This is a genomic window from Conyzicola nivalis, from assembly GCF_040548875.1.
Classification (GTDB): Bacteria; Actinomycetota; Actinomycetes; order Actinomycetales; family Microbacteriaceae; genus Conyzicola; species Conyzicola nivalis_A.
The window spans coordinates 112,820-127,114 of sequence record NZ_JBEPSJ010000003.1 but is presented as its reverse complement, the minus strand read 5'-3'; the positions used below and the strand labels follow the sequence as shown (position 1 = coordinate 127,114).

At 68.1% G+C, this 14,295-nt stretch carries 17 protein-coding genes; 12 read left to right on the top strand and 5 right to left on the bottom strand.

Annotated features, from left to right (window positions below; translation table 11 throughout):
* The first annotated feature begins 43 nt into the window (after positions 1–43).
* From ABIE21_RS13110 to ABIE21_RS13100, 3 genes are all read left to right on the top strand, one after another.
* Positions 44–2,230 carry a glycosyltransferase gene (locus tag ABIE21_RS13110; RefSeq protein ID WP_354025275.1) on the top strand — a complete coding sequence of 729 codons (2,187 nt, stop codon included), beginning with the start codon at positions 44–46 and terminating at the stop codon, positions 2,228–2,230.
* Complete coding sequence (locus tag ABIE21_RS13105) at positions 2,227–3,513, top strand: glycosyltransferase (RefSeq protein WP_354025274.1); 1,287 nt, start codon at positions 2,227–2,229, stop codon at positions 3,511–3,513. The genes ABIE21_RS13110 and ABIE21_RS13105 overlap by 4 nt, the downstream gene beginning before the upstream one ends.
* Before the next feature lie 252 nt (positions 3,514–3,765).
* Positions 3,766–4,383 carry a GyrI-like domain-containing protein gene (locus ABIE21_RS13100; protein ID WP_354025273.1) on the top strand — a complete coding sequence of 206 codons (618 nt, stop codon included), beginning with the start codon at positions 3,766–3,768 and terminating at the stop codon, positions 4,381–4,383.
* A 25-nt stretch (positions 4,384–4,408) separates the two neighbouring features.
* Here ABIE21_RS13100 and ABIE21_RS13095 read toward each other — a convergent pair whose 3' ends face one another.
* Genes ABIE21_RS13095 through ABIE21_RS13085 form a run of 3 tightly spaced genes read right to left on the bottom strand, consistent with a single transcriptional unit; the run spans position 4,409 to position 7,173 of the window.
* Positions 4,409–5,068 carry a hypothetical protein gene (locus ABIE21_RS13095; RefSeq protein WP_354025272.1) on the bottom strand — a complete coding sequence of 220 codons (660 nt, stop codon included), beginning with the start codon at positions 5,066–5,068 and terminating at the stop codon, positions 4,409–4,411.
* A gap of 16 nt (positions 5,069–5,084) precedes the next feature.
* Entirely contained in the window at positions 5,085–5,756 is a 672-nt protein-coding gene (locus ABIE21_RS13090) for a potassium channel family protein (RefSeq protein ID WP_354025271.1), read from the bottom strand.
* Complete coding sequence (locus ABIE21_RS13085) at positions 5,749–7,173, bottom strand: TrkH family potassium uptake protein (RefSeq protein WP_354025270.1); 1,425 nt, start codon at positions 7,171–7,173, stop codon at positions 5,749–5,751. Before ABIE21_RS13085 ends, ABIE21_RS13090 begins: the two co-directional genes overlap by 8 nt.
* Before the next feature lie 89 nt (positions 7,174–7,262).
* Between ABIE21_RS13085 and ABIE21_RS13080 the strand changes: the two genes are divergently transcribed.
* The 5 genes from ABIE21_RS13080 (at position 7,263) to ABIE21_RS13060 (ending at position 8,865) form a co-directional block, all read left to right on the top strand.
* Positions 7,263–7,727 (top strand): ArsR/SmtB family transcription factor, encoded by a 465-nt coding sequence (locus tag ABIE21_RS13080; protein ID WP_354025269.1) that lies wholly within the window; start codon positions 7,263–7,265, stop codon positions 7,725–7,727.
* An 88-nt stretch (positions 7,728–7,815) separates the two neighbouring features.
* Complete coding sequence (locus ABIE21_RS13075) at positions 7,816–8,010, top strand: helix-turn-helix domain-containing protein (protein WP_354025268.1); 195 nt, start codon at positions 7,816–7,818, stop codon at positions 8,008–8,010.
* 95 nt (positions 8,011–8,105) lie between these two features.
* Entirely contained in the window at positions 8,106–8,204 is a 99-nt protein-coding gene (locus ABIE21_RS13070) for a 30S ribosomal protein bS22 (RefSeq protein ID WP_003792170.1), read from the top strand.
* 80 nt (positions 8,205–8,284) lie between these two features.
* Positions 8,285–8,548: a glutaredoxin family protein gene (locus ABIE21_RS13065; protein WP_354025267.1), complete on the top strand. Its 264-nt coding sequence runs from the start codon at positions 8,285–8,287 to the stop codon at positions 8,546–8,548.
* The gene (locus ABIE21_RS13060) at positions 8,545–8,865 is read left to right on the top strand and encodes a Dabb family protein (protein WP_354025266.1); all 321 of its coding nucleotides are present in this window, start codon (positions 8,545–8,547) and stop codon (positions 8,863–8,865) included. The genes ABIE21_RS13065 and ABIE21_RS13060 overlap by 4 nt, the downstream gene beginning before the upstream one ends.
* Before the next feature lie 104 nt (positions 8,866–8,969).
* On the opposite strand, the gene ABIE21_RS13055 is transcribed toward ABIE21_RS13060, so the two are convergent.
* Together ABIE21_RS13055 and aspS are read right to left on the bottom strand one after the other, a co-directional pair.
* On the bottom strand, positions 8,970–9,248 hold the full coding sequence (locus tag ABIE21_RS13055) for a hypothetical protein (RefSeq protein ID WP_354025265.1): 279 nt from the start codon (positions 9,246–9,248) through the stop codon (positions 8,970–8,972).
* 46 nt (positions 9,249–9,294) lie between these two features.
* Entirely contained in the window at positions 9,295–10,623 is a 1,329-nt protein-coding gene (gene aspS, locus ABIE21_RS13050) for an aspartate--tRNA(Asn) ligase (protein WP_354025264.1), read from the bottom strand.
* Between the two features lie 71 nt (positions 10,624–10,694).
* Between aspS and ABIE21_RS13045 the strand changes: the two genes are divergently transcribed.
* From ABIE21_RS13045 to resB, 4 genes are read left to right on the top strand one after another with little or no spacing between them, the layout of a single operon-like run.
* A complete protein-coding gene (locus tag ABIE21_RS13045) occupies positions 10,695–11,333 on the top strand; it encodes a histidine phosphatase family protein (RefSeq protein ID WP_354025263.1) in 639 nt (212 codons plus the stop codon).
* The gene (locus ABIE21_RS13040; RefSeq protein ID WP_354025262.1) at positions 11,330–11,923 is read left to right on the top strand and encodes a TlpA family protein disulfide reductase; all 594 of its coding nucleotides are present in this window, start codon (positions 11,330–11,332) and stop codon (positions 11,921–11,923) included. The genes ABIE21_RS13045 and ABIE21_RS13040 overlap by 4 nt, the downstream gene beginning before the upstream one ends.
* Positions 11,924–11,925: 2 nt before the next feature.
* On the top strand, positions 11,926–12,663 hold the full coding sequence (locus ABIE21_RS13035; RefSeq protein WP_354025261.1) for a cytochrome c biogenesis CcdA family protein: 738 nt from the start codon (positions 11,926–11,928) through the stop codon (positions 12,661–12,663).
* Positions 12,641–14,293 carry a cytochrome c biogenesis protein ResB gene (gene resB, locus ABIE21_RS13030; RefSeq protein WP_354025260.1) on the top strand — a complete coding sequence of 551 codons (1,653 nt, stop codon included), beginning with the start codon at positions 12,641–12,643 and terminating at the stop codon, positions 14,291–14,293. Before ABIE21_RS13035 ends, resB begins: the two co-directional genes overlap by 23 nt.
* The last annotated feature ends 2 nt before the right edge of the window (positions 14,294–14,295 follow it).

Here is a 14,295-nt window from a genome sequence, read left to right as displayed (position 1 = left end):
GCCGTTGATAATGATCAGGGTCAATCGGAACGGAAGTGCCACAGTGGGAATTCAGACCTCTCTAGACGAGCTTCGCCAGACGACGCACATCGTCGATGCGATGCGGGTTGCCGACGAACTGGCGTTCGTGGCGAGCCGCAACGGAGGCGCCCGCACGGTGCGCGTTCTCGCGTCGACCGTCGACGGCGACGACCAGCTCACCGCCATCGCTTCCATCCACGCGCTCGCCCAGGTGTTCGACGACGAGGCCGACGACGTGCTGTCAGGACTCCTCTCGAGCGAGCGCGGCTATCTGCGCGAGCACGCCGCCTGGGCGTTCTCGGCCCGGCTTCCCCGATACGACACCATCGCCCGGCTGATCGGCCTCGTCGTCGACGGCGGCTTCAGCGGAATGCTCGCCCAGCGCACCCTGCAGCAGTGGGCATCCTCCGCACCCGACCAGGTGACCGTCGGGCTCGAGAGCGCGCTGCTCGGCGTGCGCGACCCGAGACCGCGCACCCGGCTCGTCGAGACCCTAGGAGTCGCTCGCGGCCAGATCGCCACTGCAGCGCTCCTCCGCGTCGCCGCAACCGAGAGCGAGCCGGTCTCCGTGCGGGTCGCCGCGGTCGCCGGCCTCGGCGACCGGGCCGGGGACTCGCGCAGCGTCGAGCTGGTCACACGACTCGCCGCGGGCGACGGCTTCGTCGCCGACGCCGCCCGCCTCGCACTCGTCGACCTCACGTCCAGTCCGGCCGTGCGTGCCCCGTGGCAGAACGGGCTCACCGTCGCCCAGCTCTTCCTGCACGCCGACATCGACCCGCAGCTCACCCGGGCGGGCAGCGGAGACAACGGAGGCATCGCCACCCTGCTCGTCCGTCTCGGCGACGCCCTGGCCGCCGCGACCGGCGTGCCTGCGGAGTCTGCGGCCGTGCAGCGGGTCGTCACGCTCTCCCGCGGAAGCGCCACGGAGGCGCTCGACAGCCTGTCCGGCGTCGCGTCCACCGTGCGCGGGCACGCCTACGCGTCCGTTCCCCTGCTGAGCGAGCCCGTCGCATCGTCGGACGCATGGCAGCTGCGGGTCGCCGCGGAACGGGGCATCCGACGGGTGCTGCGCGCCGTGGGCACCGTCGACGTGCTGCACCTGCGCATGGCCGACGTCGGCAGCCTCGCCGCCGCCAACGTCGCCCGCGACCTCGGCATCCCCGTCGTGTTCACCGTCGCGCCCGACCCGCACGCCGTGATCCGCACGCTCGACCAGTCGGGCGACCTGACCCGCGCCAACTTCGGAGAGGTCGACGAGCGGGAGCACTTCTGGTTCCGCGCCCGGCTCGTGCAGCGCCTCGCCGCCGACGCCGCGCACACCGTGCTCTTCCCGCGGCCCAATCTCGAGACCGACATGCGCGAGCTCGTCGGCATCGACATCACGGCGCACCCCGAGCGTCACTCGATCGTGCCGGAGGGGATCGACCTCGAGGTCGTCGACCGCGCCGTCGGGGAGGCCGCCGACCACGCCACGGGCGCGCCGGCCACGCCGACGCTCGAGAGCCTGCGCACGCTGCTCGACGGCCTCCCGGAGGAACGCCGCGGGCTGCCGCTGCTGATCTCCGTCGGCCGCTTCCACCGCATCAAGGGCATGGCCACCGTCGCCTCCGCCTGGGCCAACGGACCGCTGCGCGAGCGCGCCAACCTGCTGCTGGTCGGCGGCGACCTCGAGAACCCGTCGGCCGACGAGCTCGAACAGCTCGACCGCATCGACCGCACGATCCCGAGACACGAGGCCGTGGCATCCGGTCTCCTGCTCGCTGGGCACCGCCCCAACGACACCGTGGCACGCTGGGTGGCCGCGGCACGCTTCGGGGTTCCCGGTCTCGCGGCCCCCGGCGGCGTCTACGTCTGCGGCAGCCTGAAAGAGGAGTTCGGCATCGCGATCCTCGAGGCGATGGCCGCGGGCCTGCTCGTGGTCGCCCCCGCGGGCGGAGGCCCGGCGACATACGTCGAAGAGGGCGTCACCGGGTTCCTCACCCGCACGTCCGACGCCGCCCTGCTCGCCGCATCGATGAGCGACGCGCTCGACACCGTGGCGCTCGAGGCCGCCCAGACGGCGACGACCGACGCGCGGCCGCACCGCTCACGCGACACCGTGGTGCAGAACTTCACCATTCAGGCCATGGCCCGCGCCCTCGCGGTCGTCTACTCCGGCGTGAGCGACACCGTGTACGACGCGCACGCGGGCAGCGCGGTCATCCGGTGACGCTGCTCATCATCAGCCCGGACTACGCCTCCCACCTGCTTCCGCTCGCGACGCTCGGCACCGCCTGGCAGGCCGCGGGGGAGCGCGTCGTGGTCGCCACGGGCAGCGCCACCGCGTCGATCGTCGACTCATTCGGCTTCGAACGGGTGCACCTGCAGCTGGGTCGCGGCTCGAATCCGGGCATCATCAAGGCCGAGGACCAGCCCAAGGGCGAAGACGACGCGCTGCGCGGGTTCTTCGCCGCCACCCGGCTCGGCATGGTCGAGACACTCGCCTTCCAGGCGTCCGCGCGCAAGAACGACCTGCTCTGGGACCCGGTCGACACCGCCCGCGCCGTGCAGCGCGTCGTCGACGAGGTGAAGCCCGACCGCGTGATCGTCGACCACCTGGCCTTCAGCGCGCGGCTCGCGCTCCTCGCCCACGGCACCCCGTACGCCGACGTCGTGCTCGGGCATCCCTCGGCCCTTCCCGTCGGCGACGAGGTCTACGGCTATCCGCCTTCCTGGCCGCGGGCGTTCGAGCCGGATGCCGCCTCGCTCGCAGCCCTGCGCGCCCTCTGCGACGACGTGAGCGCGTCGTTCACCGCCGAGTGGAACGCCGCCCTCGACGGTCTCGACGCCTCGCATCTGCGCAGCGAGAACGCGTTCGCGGAGCACGGCGAGCTGCTGCTGTTCAACTACCCGCGCGAACTGCACGAACCGGCGCGCACGGCTCTGCTGCCCGCACACGAGTTCATCGGATCGGCCGTGCGCTCCGAGGCGGCGGACGACGAGGTGGATGCCTGGATCGCGTCGAGCGAAGAACCGTTCGTCTACGTGAGCTTCGGCAGTTTTCTGTCGGTGCGAGGGGATGTCCTCGCGAGGGTGTTGGCGGCGCTGGCGTCGCTGCGCATCCGCGTGGCCGTCGCGATCGGATCCGCCGACCGGGCCGAACTCGGCGACCTGCCCGCCGACTGGCTCGTTCGCGAGTTCCTGCCGCAGGTGACGCTGCTCGCGCACGCCGCGGCGGCCGTGAACCACGGCGGCAACAACAGCGTCACCGAGTCGATGACCTACGGGCTGCCGTTGCTCGTGCTGCCGTTCTCGACCGACCAGTTCGCGGGAGCCGCCGCCATCGAGCGCGAGGGCTTCGGCGAGTCGCTCGCACCGAACACGGCGACGGTCGACGAGCTTCGGGCCGCGCTCGAGCGGGTGCTCGCGCTGCGGGAGCCCCGGCTGACGGCGCTCGGCGAGTCTCTGCGCACCACGCCGGGGCGCGAGCGCGCGCACGCGGCGCTGGCGTAGGCGGGCTGGCAGGCGGGTCGCAAACGCTCGCGAGCCGCTTCCTGACGAATGAGCCTGCCGCGGCGGGCTCATCGAGCCGCAACCTCGCCGTGAGCGAAAACGGCCCCGCCGGAACCCCGTCGCGAAGCCTGAAGCGCCTCGTCGAGCCGGAGCCGCCGCGCGCGCCCCCGGCGCCAGCCCGCGTTGCCCCGCGATCCGCGGAGGCCCTAGATTGAGCGCGTGCCGTTGCTGCCGACGCCATGGAGGAGCGACGTGGAACCGACGAAGACCGACTTCAAGAAGACGCTGGACGCCTACCGGGCGAAGCACAACGAGTTCCGGATAGTGGATGTGCCGCCGACGCAGTACCTCATGCTCGACGGGCACGGCGATCCGAACAGCTCGTCGCAGTTCGCCGACGCGCTCGAGGTCATGTACCCCATGGCCTACAAGTTGAAGTTCGCGAGCAGACAACAGCTCGGCCGCGACTACGTGGTCATGCCGCTCGAAGGCCAGTGGTGGTCGGCCGACATGGAGGCTTTCACGGCGGCGCGCGACAAGTCCCGCTGGGACTGGACGCTGATGATGATGGTGCCCGAGTGGATCACCGAGGAGATGTTCGACGCCGCACGAGCCGCCGTTGCCGCGGGCGGCGCGCCGGCGAGCCTCGACCGCGTTCGCCTCGAGACCCTGACCGAGGGACGCTGCGTGCAGACCCTGCACATCGGCTCGTACGACGACGAGGCGGAGATCCTCGAGCGCCTGCACTACGAGTTCATCCCCGGCGCGGGGCTCGCCATGCGCGGCAAGCACCATGAGATCTACCTCAGCGACGCGCGCAGGGTCGAGCCGGCGCGGCTGCGCACGATCCTGCGCCAGCCGGTGGAGTAGCCGCGTAACGCGCGAAAACGCCCCGCTACGCCCCGAAGACGAGCGCGCGCATGGCGTCGGCCGACGGCTCGGCCTCACGGTAGCGCTCGCGCAGCGCGGCGTTGGCGTCGTACTGCTCGCCCTCGCGCAGCTGCGTCTCGTGGTGCAGGGCGTAGACGTTGCCGTCGTGCCGCTGCGGCTGCGAGCCGAGCAGCGTGGTGTGCGCTGCGAACCACGCGGAGTCCTCGAAGCCCCAGCCGCGGAACCGCTCGTCCTGGCCGCCGTGCGAGGCCCACGTGCGCGGCGTGGTCACGTAGACGCCCGAGCAGGCGCCGACGACGAGAGTCGCCTCGACGGATTCGAGTGGCGCCCCGTCGAAGAAGGCCGCGGTGCCGACCGCTCCGAGCCACTGGTAGCGCGTGTACGGCAGGTGCACTAGCCCCGAGTCGCGAGCGGCCGAGACGGCCTCGAGCAGCGGCGCGATGCTCGGGATAGTGTCCGCGTCGCCGATGATGACGACCTCGTCCGGATCGGCGACGGCGTCCATGCCCACGTTGCGGCAGCGCGCCAGGTTGAACGGCACGTCGCCCGAGTCGACCGTGCGGATCTCGGCTCCGGGCAGATTCGCCCGGTACCACTCAGACGTCGCTTCGAACGCTGCGAGCCGCGAGGGCTGCGGGCGCCAGGGGATGATGACAGTTACCACTAAGCGAGTGTAAACGTCAGCTCGAGATGCTCGCGAACCGTTCGATATCGGCCGAATTTCCGCTCACGATGATGAGGTCGTGGTTGGAGATCACGGTCTCGGGGGTCGCGTAGGTGAAGTCCTTGCCCGGCGCCTTCACGCCGACCACCGTGATGCCGAATTTGCGGCGCACCTGCGATTCAGACAGCGGAATGCCACGGATCGGCTTGGGCGGGTACATCTTGACGAGCGCGAAGTCGTCGTCGAACTCGATGAAGTCGATCATGCGCCCGGAGACGAGGTGGGCGACGCGTTCGCCGGCCTCCGCCTCGGGGTAGATGACGTGGTTCGCGCCGATGCGCGAGAGGATCTTGCCGTGCGACTGGCTGATCGCCTTCGCCCAGATCTGCGGGATCTTGAGGTCGACCAGGTTCGCGGTGATGAGCACGCTCGCCTCGATCGACGAGCCGACGGCGACGACCGCGATGGAGAATTCCTGCGCGCCGATCTGGCGGAGGGCATCGATGCTGCGCGCATCCGCCTGGACAGCGTGGGTGACGCGCTCCGACCATTTCTGCACGAGTCCCTCGTCGGCGTCGACGGCGAGAACCTCGCGGTCGAGCCTGTCGAGCTGGCCGGCCGTCGCAGCCCCGAAGCGGCCGAGGCCGATCACGAGCACGGGCGCGTTGTGCGCAATCCTGTCAACCAACGATGGGCCTCTCTTCAGCACGTTTGAACAATTGGCGGCTCGTGCTGGCGGCGAGTGCGGCCGCCAGAGTCACCGTACCCACTCGACCGAGGAACATGGTCGCGGCGAGCACGTAAACCCCCGCATCCGACACCGACGCGGTGAGCCCGGTACTGAGCCCCGACGTCGCGAAGGCCGAGATGACCTCGAACAGCACGAAGTCGAGCGAGGCGCCTGAGATCTGCAGGAGAAGAATGGATGACGTCGCCACGGTCGTGGCGCCCCAGAGCACGACACTCACGCCGAGTCGGAGGACGTCGCCCGGGATGCGGCGGTCGAACGCCTCCATCCCCTCCCGGCCGCGTGCCTCGGCGAACGCGGCGAGGAACAGGATCGCCAGGGTCGTCACCTTGATGCCGCCGGCGGTCGACGCGGATCCGCCGCCGATGAACATCAGCATGTCGGCCACGAGCAGGCTCGAGCCGTTCAGCTCGGCGATGTCGATCGTGTTGAACCCGCCGGAACGCGTCATCATCGAGAGGAAGAAGGGCTGGAAGACCTGCTGCCCGAAATCCATGCTCGCGAAGGTCTTGGTGTTGCCGAGTTCGAGCACGAAGAAGGCCAGCCCACCGAGGATGAAGAGCAGGATGGTCGTCGTCAGGGTGAGCTTGACGTGCAGAGACCACTTCTTGGGGCGCCGGATGTTGCGCATCAGCACGTAGATCACGGGGAAGCCGACTGCGCCGAGGAACACGCCGAGCATCAGGACGCTGAGAAACCAGTAGTCCGTGGCGAAGGGCACGAGGCCGTTGCTCGTGGGCTGGAAGCCGGTGTTGGTGAAGGCCATGGCCGAGTAGTAGAACGCCTCCCAGGCCGCCTCGAGCGGAGGGATCCCGGAGATCAGGAGTCGGGGGAAGAGCAGCGCGGCGATCGCGAATTCGATCACGAGCACGCTCAGGGCCACGGTGACGAGCAGCGACCCGACCTCGCCCAGCCGCACCGCCTGGCCCTCGGCGATCGAGCCTTTGTGCATGCGCAGCGGGTTGCTGTCTCCCGCCGCGAGGAGCCGTTGGCGGAGGCCGAGCTTGCGCGAGATCACGAGCCCGAGGATCGAGGCGAGGGTCAGAACGCCGATTCCACCGATCTGCACGCCGACGAGGATCACGACGTGGCCGAACGGCGACCAGTACGACGCCATGTCGACTGTCGAGAGTCCCGTGACGCAGATGACCGACACCGCGGTGAATAGAGCGTCGACGAACGGGGGTACCTTTCCCGAGGTGGTCGAGATGGGAAGGGAGAACAGCAGGGTGAAGACGAGCACGAGGGCCGCGAAGATGAGGATGGCGAACCGCGCCGGAGTCGCCGCGGCGAAGTGCTCGAAGTAGTCGCGGATCCTGCCGAGGGTAGAGCCGTGCTGCACGGGCTTCGTGCGCATGACTACCTCTTCTCGGTACCGGGGTCGAAACGCTCTTGACGGAACAGGTTGTCATGGTACTACCCGCCCGGCCCCGCTAGCCTTTCCCAATGGCCGACACCTTCGACGCAATCGCCGACTCCACCCGACGGGACATCCTGCACGCGCTGCTCGGCAGGGGAGGAACCGGCGAGATCTCCGCGGCCGAGCTCGCCGAGCAGATCGGCGTCACGACCCCCACCGCGACCAAGCATCTGGGAGTGCTGCGCGAGCTGGGCTTCGTCGGCGCCCGCGAGGAGGGCCGTTCGAAGTACTTCAGCCTCGAGTTCGCGCCCTTCGACGAGCTGCAGTCGTGGCTGGCGCCGTTCGTCGGGGACGCGTACGACACCGTGCCCGAGGCATCCGAAGACGCCGTCGTCTTCTCGGCGTGGGCCGGGACCGACGTGGGGTCGACCATCGGACGCGCCATCGCCGACCGCTCGCACCGGGCGAGAACGGCGTTCCAGGGCGCGTCGGAGAGGGTGTCGGGGGCGCTGCCCGACGCGGTCACCAAACGGTTCGCACACAAGCCGTAGACAGCGAGTCACACCAGCCCCTAGTGTTGCGAATCAGCACTCTAGTAACACCCGTAACGAGTGCTCCATAATCGCGAGGGGCACAGACATGTCAGGGGATCTCTCCGATGTGCGTTTTCTCACGGTCGCAGAAGTGGCCGACATGATGCGTGTCTCGAACATGACGGTGTACCGCATGGTCCACGCGGGCGAGATGCCGGCGATCCGCTTCGGCCGGTCGTTCCGGATCCCCGAATCCGCGGTCGTCGCGCTGATCCAGACGCCCATTTCGCACACCGGTTAGCGCTCGCAGCGCTTTGCGCTAGACTTACGCAGTACATTTTTCCGCGGTTCCGAATCGGACCGGGTCGGTCTAATTCAGTAACCAGTGAGGTACCCATGGGTTCAGTAATCAAGAAGCGCCGCAAGCGTATGGCGAAGAAGAAGCACCGCAAGCTGCTTCGCAAGACTCGTCACCAGCGTCGCAACAAGAAGTAGAGCTTCTTACGCACTAGCGTCAGTCCTCGTGTTCATCACGAACACGGACTGGCGCTTTTTGCGTTAAGTAGACTTGGCGGGTGCCCGAGATCCAGCTCACCTTCGTCAGCAAACCCGACTGCCACCTGTGCGAGACCGCCCGGGACGTGGTCGACGGCGTCGTCGCGGAGCTCGGCTCCGAGGCATCCGTGCACATCGAAGAGCTGTCGATCCTCGAGCACCCCGACCTCTACGAGAAGTACGTCGAGGAGATCCCGGTCGTGCTCATCAACGGCAAGGTCCACAACATCTGGCGCATCGACCCGACTCGCCTGAAGAACGCGCTCCTGGAGGCATCCGCATGATCCGTCACGTCGTCAGCTGGAAATTGAACGGTACGGATGCCGCGGCTCGCGCCGAGCAGGCCGCGACCATCACGGCCACACTCACCGCGCTGCCGGCGGTCATCCCCGAGATCCTGTCGCTCGAGGTGGGGACCAACTCGGCGTACCCCGACAGCAACTGGGACGTCGTGCTCATCGCCGACTACGACTCGCTCGAGGGTCTCGAGGCGTACCAGGTGCACCCCGACCACGTCGCCGCGACGCACGTCATCAAGCCGCTGGTGTCGGCGCGCTCGAACGTCGACTTCGAGGTCGAGAGCGTGCTCACGGCCGACTGAGCGTCGCTCGCGGGCAAGCGCGCCAGTTCGGGACAAGCGCTACAGCGCGCGCTGTAGCGCTCGTCCCAGGATGGCGCGCAACCCCTGCGGGGCGGGCCGGCCGGCTACTTCTTGCGGGGCTTCTTCGTCGCGAGTGCGTCGCGCTCGGCCGAGAGCGAGTCCATCGTCGACGTGTCGAGCCCGGGCTGCAGGGTGTCGCCGAACGGGCTGGTCAGCCCGGTCTTCGCCTCTACCGCTGCGACATAGGCGATGGCGGCGAGGTGCACCTCGGCGGCGGCTCGCTGAGCCTTCTTGAGCGACACGGCGGTCGCTCCGACGACTTCGGCGTGCTTCTTCAGGGCCTTGGTGAGGTCCTTACGTGCTGAGTCAATTTTCTTGGACATAGGGGTCATCCTGCCTTATCAAAGTTAACGGATCGGGCAGAGACGGCTACGGCGTGAGACGCGTGGGGCCGCGGAAGAGGTACGTGGCCTCGCGGATGTTCGGAAGGTGCAGCATCAGCATGAGCACGCGGCTGAGTCCCATGCCGAATCCACCGTGCGGGGGCACGCCGTAGCGGAAGAAGTCGAGGTAGAAGTCGAGCTCCTCGGGGTCGAGCCCCTTCTGCTTCGCCTGCTCGACGAGCACGTCGATGCGGTGCTCGCGCTGGGCTCCCGTCGAGATCTCGACGCCGTTGAAGATGAGGTCGTACGACTTGGTGATCGTCTCGTCGCCCTCGTGACGCATGTGGTAGAACGGCCGGATGCTCGAGGCGTAGTCGGTGAGGAAGACGAACTCGTGCCCGTAGGTGTCCTTGGCCCACGCGGCGATCTGGCGCTCGCCCTCCGGGTCCATGTCGTCGTCGGCGCGGGGCACCTCGTAGCCGCGCTCGGCGACGATGCGCTTGGCCTCGGCGAGGGGCACTCGGGGGAACGGGGTGGTCGGCACCGTGACATCCACGTCCCACAGGGCCTTGATCTCGTCGCCGTGCTTGTCCTTGACGGCCTGGAAACCGGCGACCAGCAGCTCTTCGTGCAGGGTCATGACGTCTTCGTGGCTGTCGATCCAGCTGACCTCGGTGTCGACGGAGGTGAACTCGGTGGCGTGACGAGAAGTGAACGACGGGTCGGCGCGGAAGGCCGGGCCGACCTCGAAGATCTTGCCGAAGCCGGCGGGCTGCGCCATCTGCTTGAAGAACTGGGGGCTCTGCGACAGGTACGCCTTGCCCTCGAAGTAGTCGACCTCGAACAGCTCGGCCTTCGACTCGGAGGCGGACGCCATGAGCTTGGGGGTGTGGATCTCGACGAAGTCGCGTTCGACCCAGTAGCTGCGCAGCGCGTGCAGGAAGGTGGTCTGGATCTTGAAGACGAGGGCGTTCTTGGGAACGCGCAGGTCGAGGAAGCGCCAGTCCATGCGCTTGTCGCCGCTGGAGTCCTCGGCGATGGGGGTCTCGGGGATCGCCTCGGAGGCGATGACCAGGGCGTCCAGCTTGATCTCGACGCCGCCGAGCTTCACGCGCTCGTCGTGCTTGAGCTCGCCGGCCGCGGTGAGGAAGGTGCCCTGCGCGAGGCCGGAGATGATGTCGGCGATCGGGTCGTCGGCCGGGGTCTTGTCCTCGTTGAAGTTGCGGGGATGAACGAGCTGCACGGCGCCGGACTCGTCACGCAGCACGACGAACTGCACCTTCTTCTGATCCCTCACCGTCTCGACCCAGCCGGATACGGAAATGGGGCCGTCGGATGCCGCGGCCAGGTCTTTGATGAGGGTGCGTTCAGTCACCCCGCGAGTTTACAGTCCTCGCCCATGGTCGCGGGCCGTACTCCCAGCGGCACCGAACGTAGAATTGCCGCATGCCAGCGAACCTCATCCATCTCGTGCGCCACGGCGAAGTGTTCAACCCCGACGGCATCCTCTACGGACGCATCCCGGGCTACCACCTCTCCGAACTCGGCCACAGGATGGCGGCCTCGGCGGCGGCGAGCCTCGCCGGGCGCGACATCACCGCCGTCTACGCCAGCCCGCTGCAGCGCGCGCAGGAGTCCGCAGCACCGTGGTCGGCCGACTTCGGCCTGCCCGTCGTCACCGAGGACCGCATCATCGAACCGTGGAACAAGTTCGAGGGCAAGAAGTTCGAGTTCGGACCGGGGGTGCTCTTGCGCCCGCGGGTCTGGCCGTGGGTGGTCAACCCGACCAAGCCGAGCTGGGGCGAGCCGTTCGTGAGCGTCGAGGCGCGCATGCTCGCCGCGGTCGGCGACGCGTGGGCCGCGGCCGACGGCGGCGAGGTCGTGATGGTCAGCCACCAGATGCCGATCGTGATGGTCGCTCGGTCGGTGAAGAACATGAAGCTCTACCACGACCCCCGCAAACGACGCTGCACCCTCTCGAGCATCACGACCCTCCGCCGCGAGGGCGACCGCTTCGTCGAGGTCAACTATCAGGATCCTGCGAAAGACTTGCTCGCAGCATCCGTCGATTTTGGAGCAGTGTGAAGCGCGTCTTTCTCTCCGCCGCAGCAGCGGTCGCCGCGTTGACCCTCCTGGCCGGGTGCACGAACGACCCGCTCGCCGAGCAGTACTCCGCAGGCACCACCAAGAACTACATCTCGGGCGAGGGCACGATCAGCGAGATCGCCCCCGCCGACCGTGAGGCGCCGGTGTCATTCGCCGGCGTCACCGACTCGGGCGACGAGGTCAGCTCCGACGACTATGCCGGCGAGGTGCTCGTGCTCAACTTCTGGTACGCGGGCTGCCCGCCGTGCCGCGTCGAGGCGCCCGACCTCGAGAAGCTCAACGCCTCCTTCGCGGGCGAGGGCGTGAGTTTCCTCGGCGTCAACGTGCGCGACCAGGCAGCGCAGTCGCTGAGTTTCGCCGAGGAGTTCGGTATCACCTACCCGTCGGTGATGGACTCGGACGATGGCAACCTGCTGCTCGCCTTCTCGGGCACGGTCGCACCCAACGCGGTTCCGACGACTCTGGTCATCGACAAGGAGGGTCGCGTCGCCGCCCGCATCCTCGGCGGCATCGAGGGCACATCCAACCTGCGCACCCTGATCAACGACGCCCTCGCCGAGGACGGCTGAGCGTGCCAGGAGTCGGTGAGCTCGTCGGCGACGGGCAACTCATCATCGCGCTTCCGATCGCACTCCTCGCCGGACTGCTCTCCTTCCTGTCCCCGTGCATCCTCCCGCTCGTGCCCGGCTACCTCGGCTACGTCGGCGGCCTGAGCGGCACCGGCCGCCGCGACCGTTCCCGGCTCGTTCTCGGGGTGAGCCTGTTCATCCTCGGCTTCACGATCGTCTTCGTGGCCACCAACGCGGCCTTCGGGGCCCTCGGAACCTGGCTGTTCGTCTACGGCGACACCATCACCCGCATCGCCGGCGTCATCGTGATCCTGCTCGGGCTGGTGTTCATCGGCCAGTTCACGTTTATGCAGCGTGACTTCAAGGTGAGCTGGATGCCGGCGACCGGAGTGGCCGGCGCACCGCTGCTCGGCATCGTCTTCGGGCTCGGCTGGACGCCGTGCCTCAGCCCCACCCTCGCGGCGATCACCGCGATCAGCTTCAACGGCGGGTCGGCGTGGCAGGGTGTCATCCTCGGCATCGTCTACTCGCTCGGCCTCGGCATCCCGTTCCTGCTCGTCGCCTTCGGGTTCGGCTGGGTCGCGACATCCGTCGCCTGGGTGAAGAAGCGCATCCGCCTCGTGAACATCGTCGGCGGCTCGATGTTGGTAATCATCGGTGTGCTGATGGTGACAGGCTTGTGGTCGCAGTGGATGAGCCAGTTAGGAGCGGTGATCAATGTCTTCGTCACGCCCCTCTGACCACATCGACTCGGCACCGGTCGATCCGACGATCGCGCAGCCGCAGCTCGGATTCGTCGGCTACCTGCGGTTCTTCTGGCGCCAGCTCACCAGCATGCGCACCGCGCTTTTCCTGCTGCTCCTGCTCGCGTTCGCGTCGATTCCCGGGTCGCTCGTTCCGCAGCGCAGCTCCGACCCGAACGGCGTCATCCAGTACAAGCTCGACTACCCCGACCTGTACCCGATCCTCGACGGCCTCCAGGTGTTCAGCACCTACACGTCGATCTGGTTCTCGTCGATCTACCTGCTGCTGTTCATCTCGCTCATTGGCTGCATCATCCCCCGCAGCGTGCACCACTACCGCGCGCTGCGGTCGCGGCCGCCGAAGACGCCGGCCCGGCTGAACCGTCTCGCCGGGTACACATCGGTGACGGGGCAGACGGATGCGGCATCCGCCATCGACGTCGCCCGCGCGCAGTTGAAGCGCAGCGGGTACCGCACCGAGCTGTACCCGTCGGCCCATTCGACAAGCTCGGGGCAGGCCGGCGCCTCGTACTCGGTGAGCGCCGAGCGCGGCTACCTGCGTGAGACCGGCAACCTCGTCTTCCACACGGCGCTCGTCGGCATCCTGGTCTCCGTCGCCATCGGCGGCAGCTTCGGCTACAGCGGGCAGCGGGTCGTCGTCGAGGGGCAGAAGTTCGTCAACGTGCTCGGCGACTACGACTCGTTCAACCCCGGCCGATTCTTCGCCAGCGACGTGCTCGAGCCGTTCCGCATCAGCCTCGACAAGTTCGAGGCCACCTACGAGCTCGAGAACCAGAAGGCCATCGGCCAGGTCACCGACTACTCGGCCTACGTCACCACCACGACTCCCGGCGGCGACGACCAGAAGGCGAACATCAAGGTCAACGAGCCGCTCGCGATCGGCGGCACCGACGTGTTCCTGCTCGGCAACGGCTACGCGCCGACCGTCACGGTTCGCGACCCGGAGGGCACCGTCGTCTGGACCGACTCGACGCCGTTCCTCCCGCAGGACACCTTCCTGACGTCGCTCGGTGTGCTCAAGATCCCCGACGGCCTCTCCGAGCAGCTCGGCCTCGTCGGATTCTTCTACCCGACCGCCGCGAAGCTCGACAGCGGCGCCCTCTCGTCGGGTTTCCCCGACCTGCTCGACCCGGTGCTGTCGCTGCGCGTCTACACCGGCGACCTCGGTCTCGATGCCGGCGTTCCCCGCTCGGTCTACCAGCTCAACACCGACCCGCTCACCCCGATCGCGGGCGACGGCGCGGTCGACGCGTCCGGTGCCGAGGTTCCCGCCCTGCAGCTGAAGATCGGCGAGACCGTCGAGCTGCCCAACGGCCTCGGAACCATCGAGCTCACCGACGTGAAACGCTTCGCGTCGTTCGACATCCACCGCGACCCGTCGCAGGTGTGGGTGCTGTCGTTCGCGATCCTCATCCTCGCCGGGCTCTTCACGGGGCTGTTCATCCCGCGTCGTCGCGTCTGGGTGAAGGCCACGCAGAAGGCCGACGGCACCGTGACTCTCGAGTACGCGGGTCTGGCCCGCGGCGAGGATCCCCGTCTCGAGGCCGCGGTCACCGACATCGCGGCCGCGCACGTCAAACAGCTCGGGCTTAAGGTGGAATCGTGACC

Bases quoted from the DNA above. Each gene is read 5' to 3' on its own strand.
- ABIE21_RS13085 (WP_354025270.1), bottom strand. From the start codon at position 7,173: ATGCGCACGAAGCCCGTGCAGCACGGCTCTACCCTCGGCAGGATCCGC.
- ABIE21_RS13080 (WP_354025269.1), top strand. From the start codon at position 7,263: ATGGCCGACACCTTCGACGCAATCGCCGACTCCACCCGACGGGACATC.
- ABIE21_RS13075 (WP_354025268.1), top strand. From the start codon at position 7,816: ATGTCAGGGGATCTCTCCGATGTGCGTTTTCTCACGGTCGCAGAAGTG.
- ABIE21_RS13070 (WP_003792170.1), top strand. From the start codon at position 8,106: ATGGGTTCAGTAATCAAGAAGCGCCGCAAGCGTATGGCGAAGAAGAAG.
- ABIE21_RS13060 (WP_354025266.1), top strand. From the start codon at position 8,545: ATGATCCGTCACGTCGTCAGCTGGAAATTGAACGGTACGGATGCCGCG.
- ABIE21_RS13055 (WP_354025265.1), bottom strand. From the start codon at position 9,248: ATGTCCAAGAAAATTGACTCAGCACGTAAGGACCTCACCAAGGCCCTG.
- ABIE21_RS13045 (WP_354025263.1), top strand. From the start codon at position 10,695: ATGCCAGCGAACCTCATCCATCTCGTGCGCCACGGCGAAGTGTTCAAC.
- resB (WP_354025260.1), top strand. From the start codon at position 12,641: ATGTCTTCGTCACGCCCCTCTGACCACATCGACTCGGCACCGGTCGAT.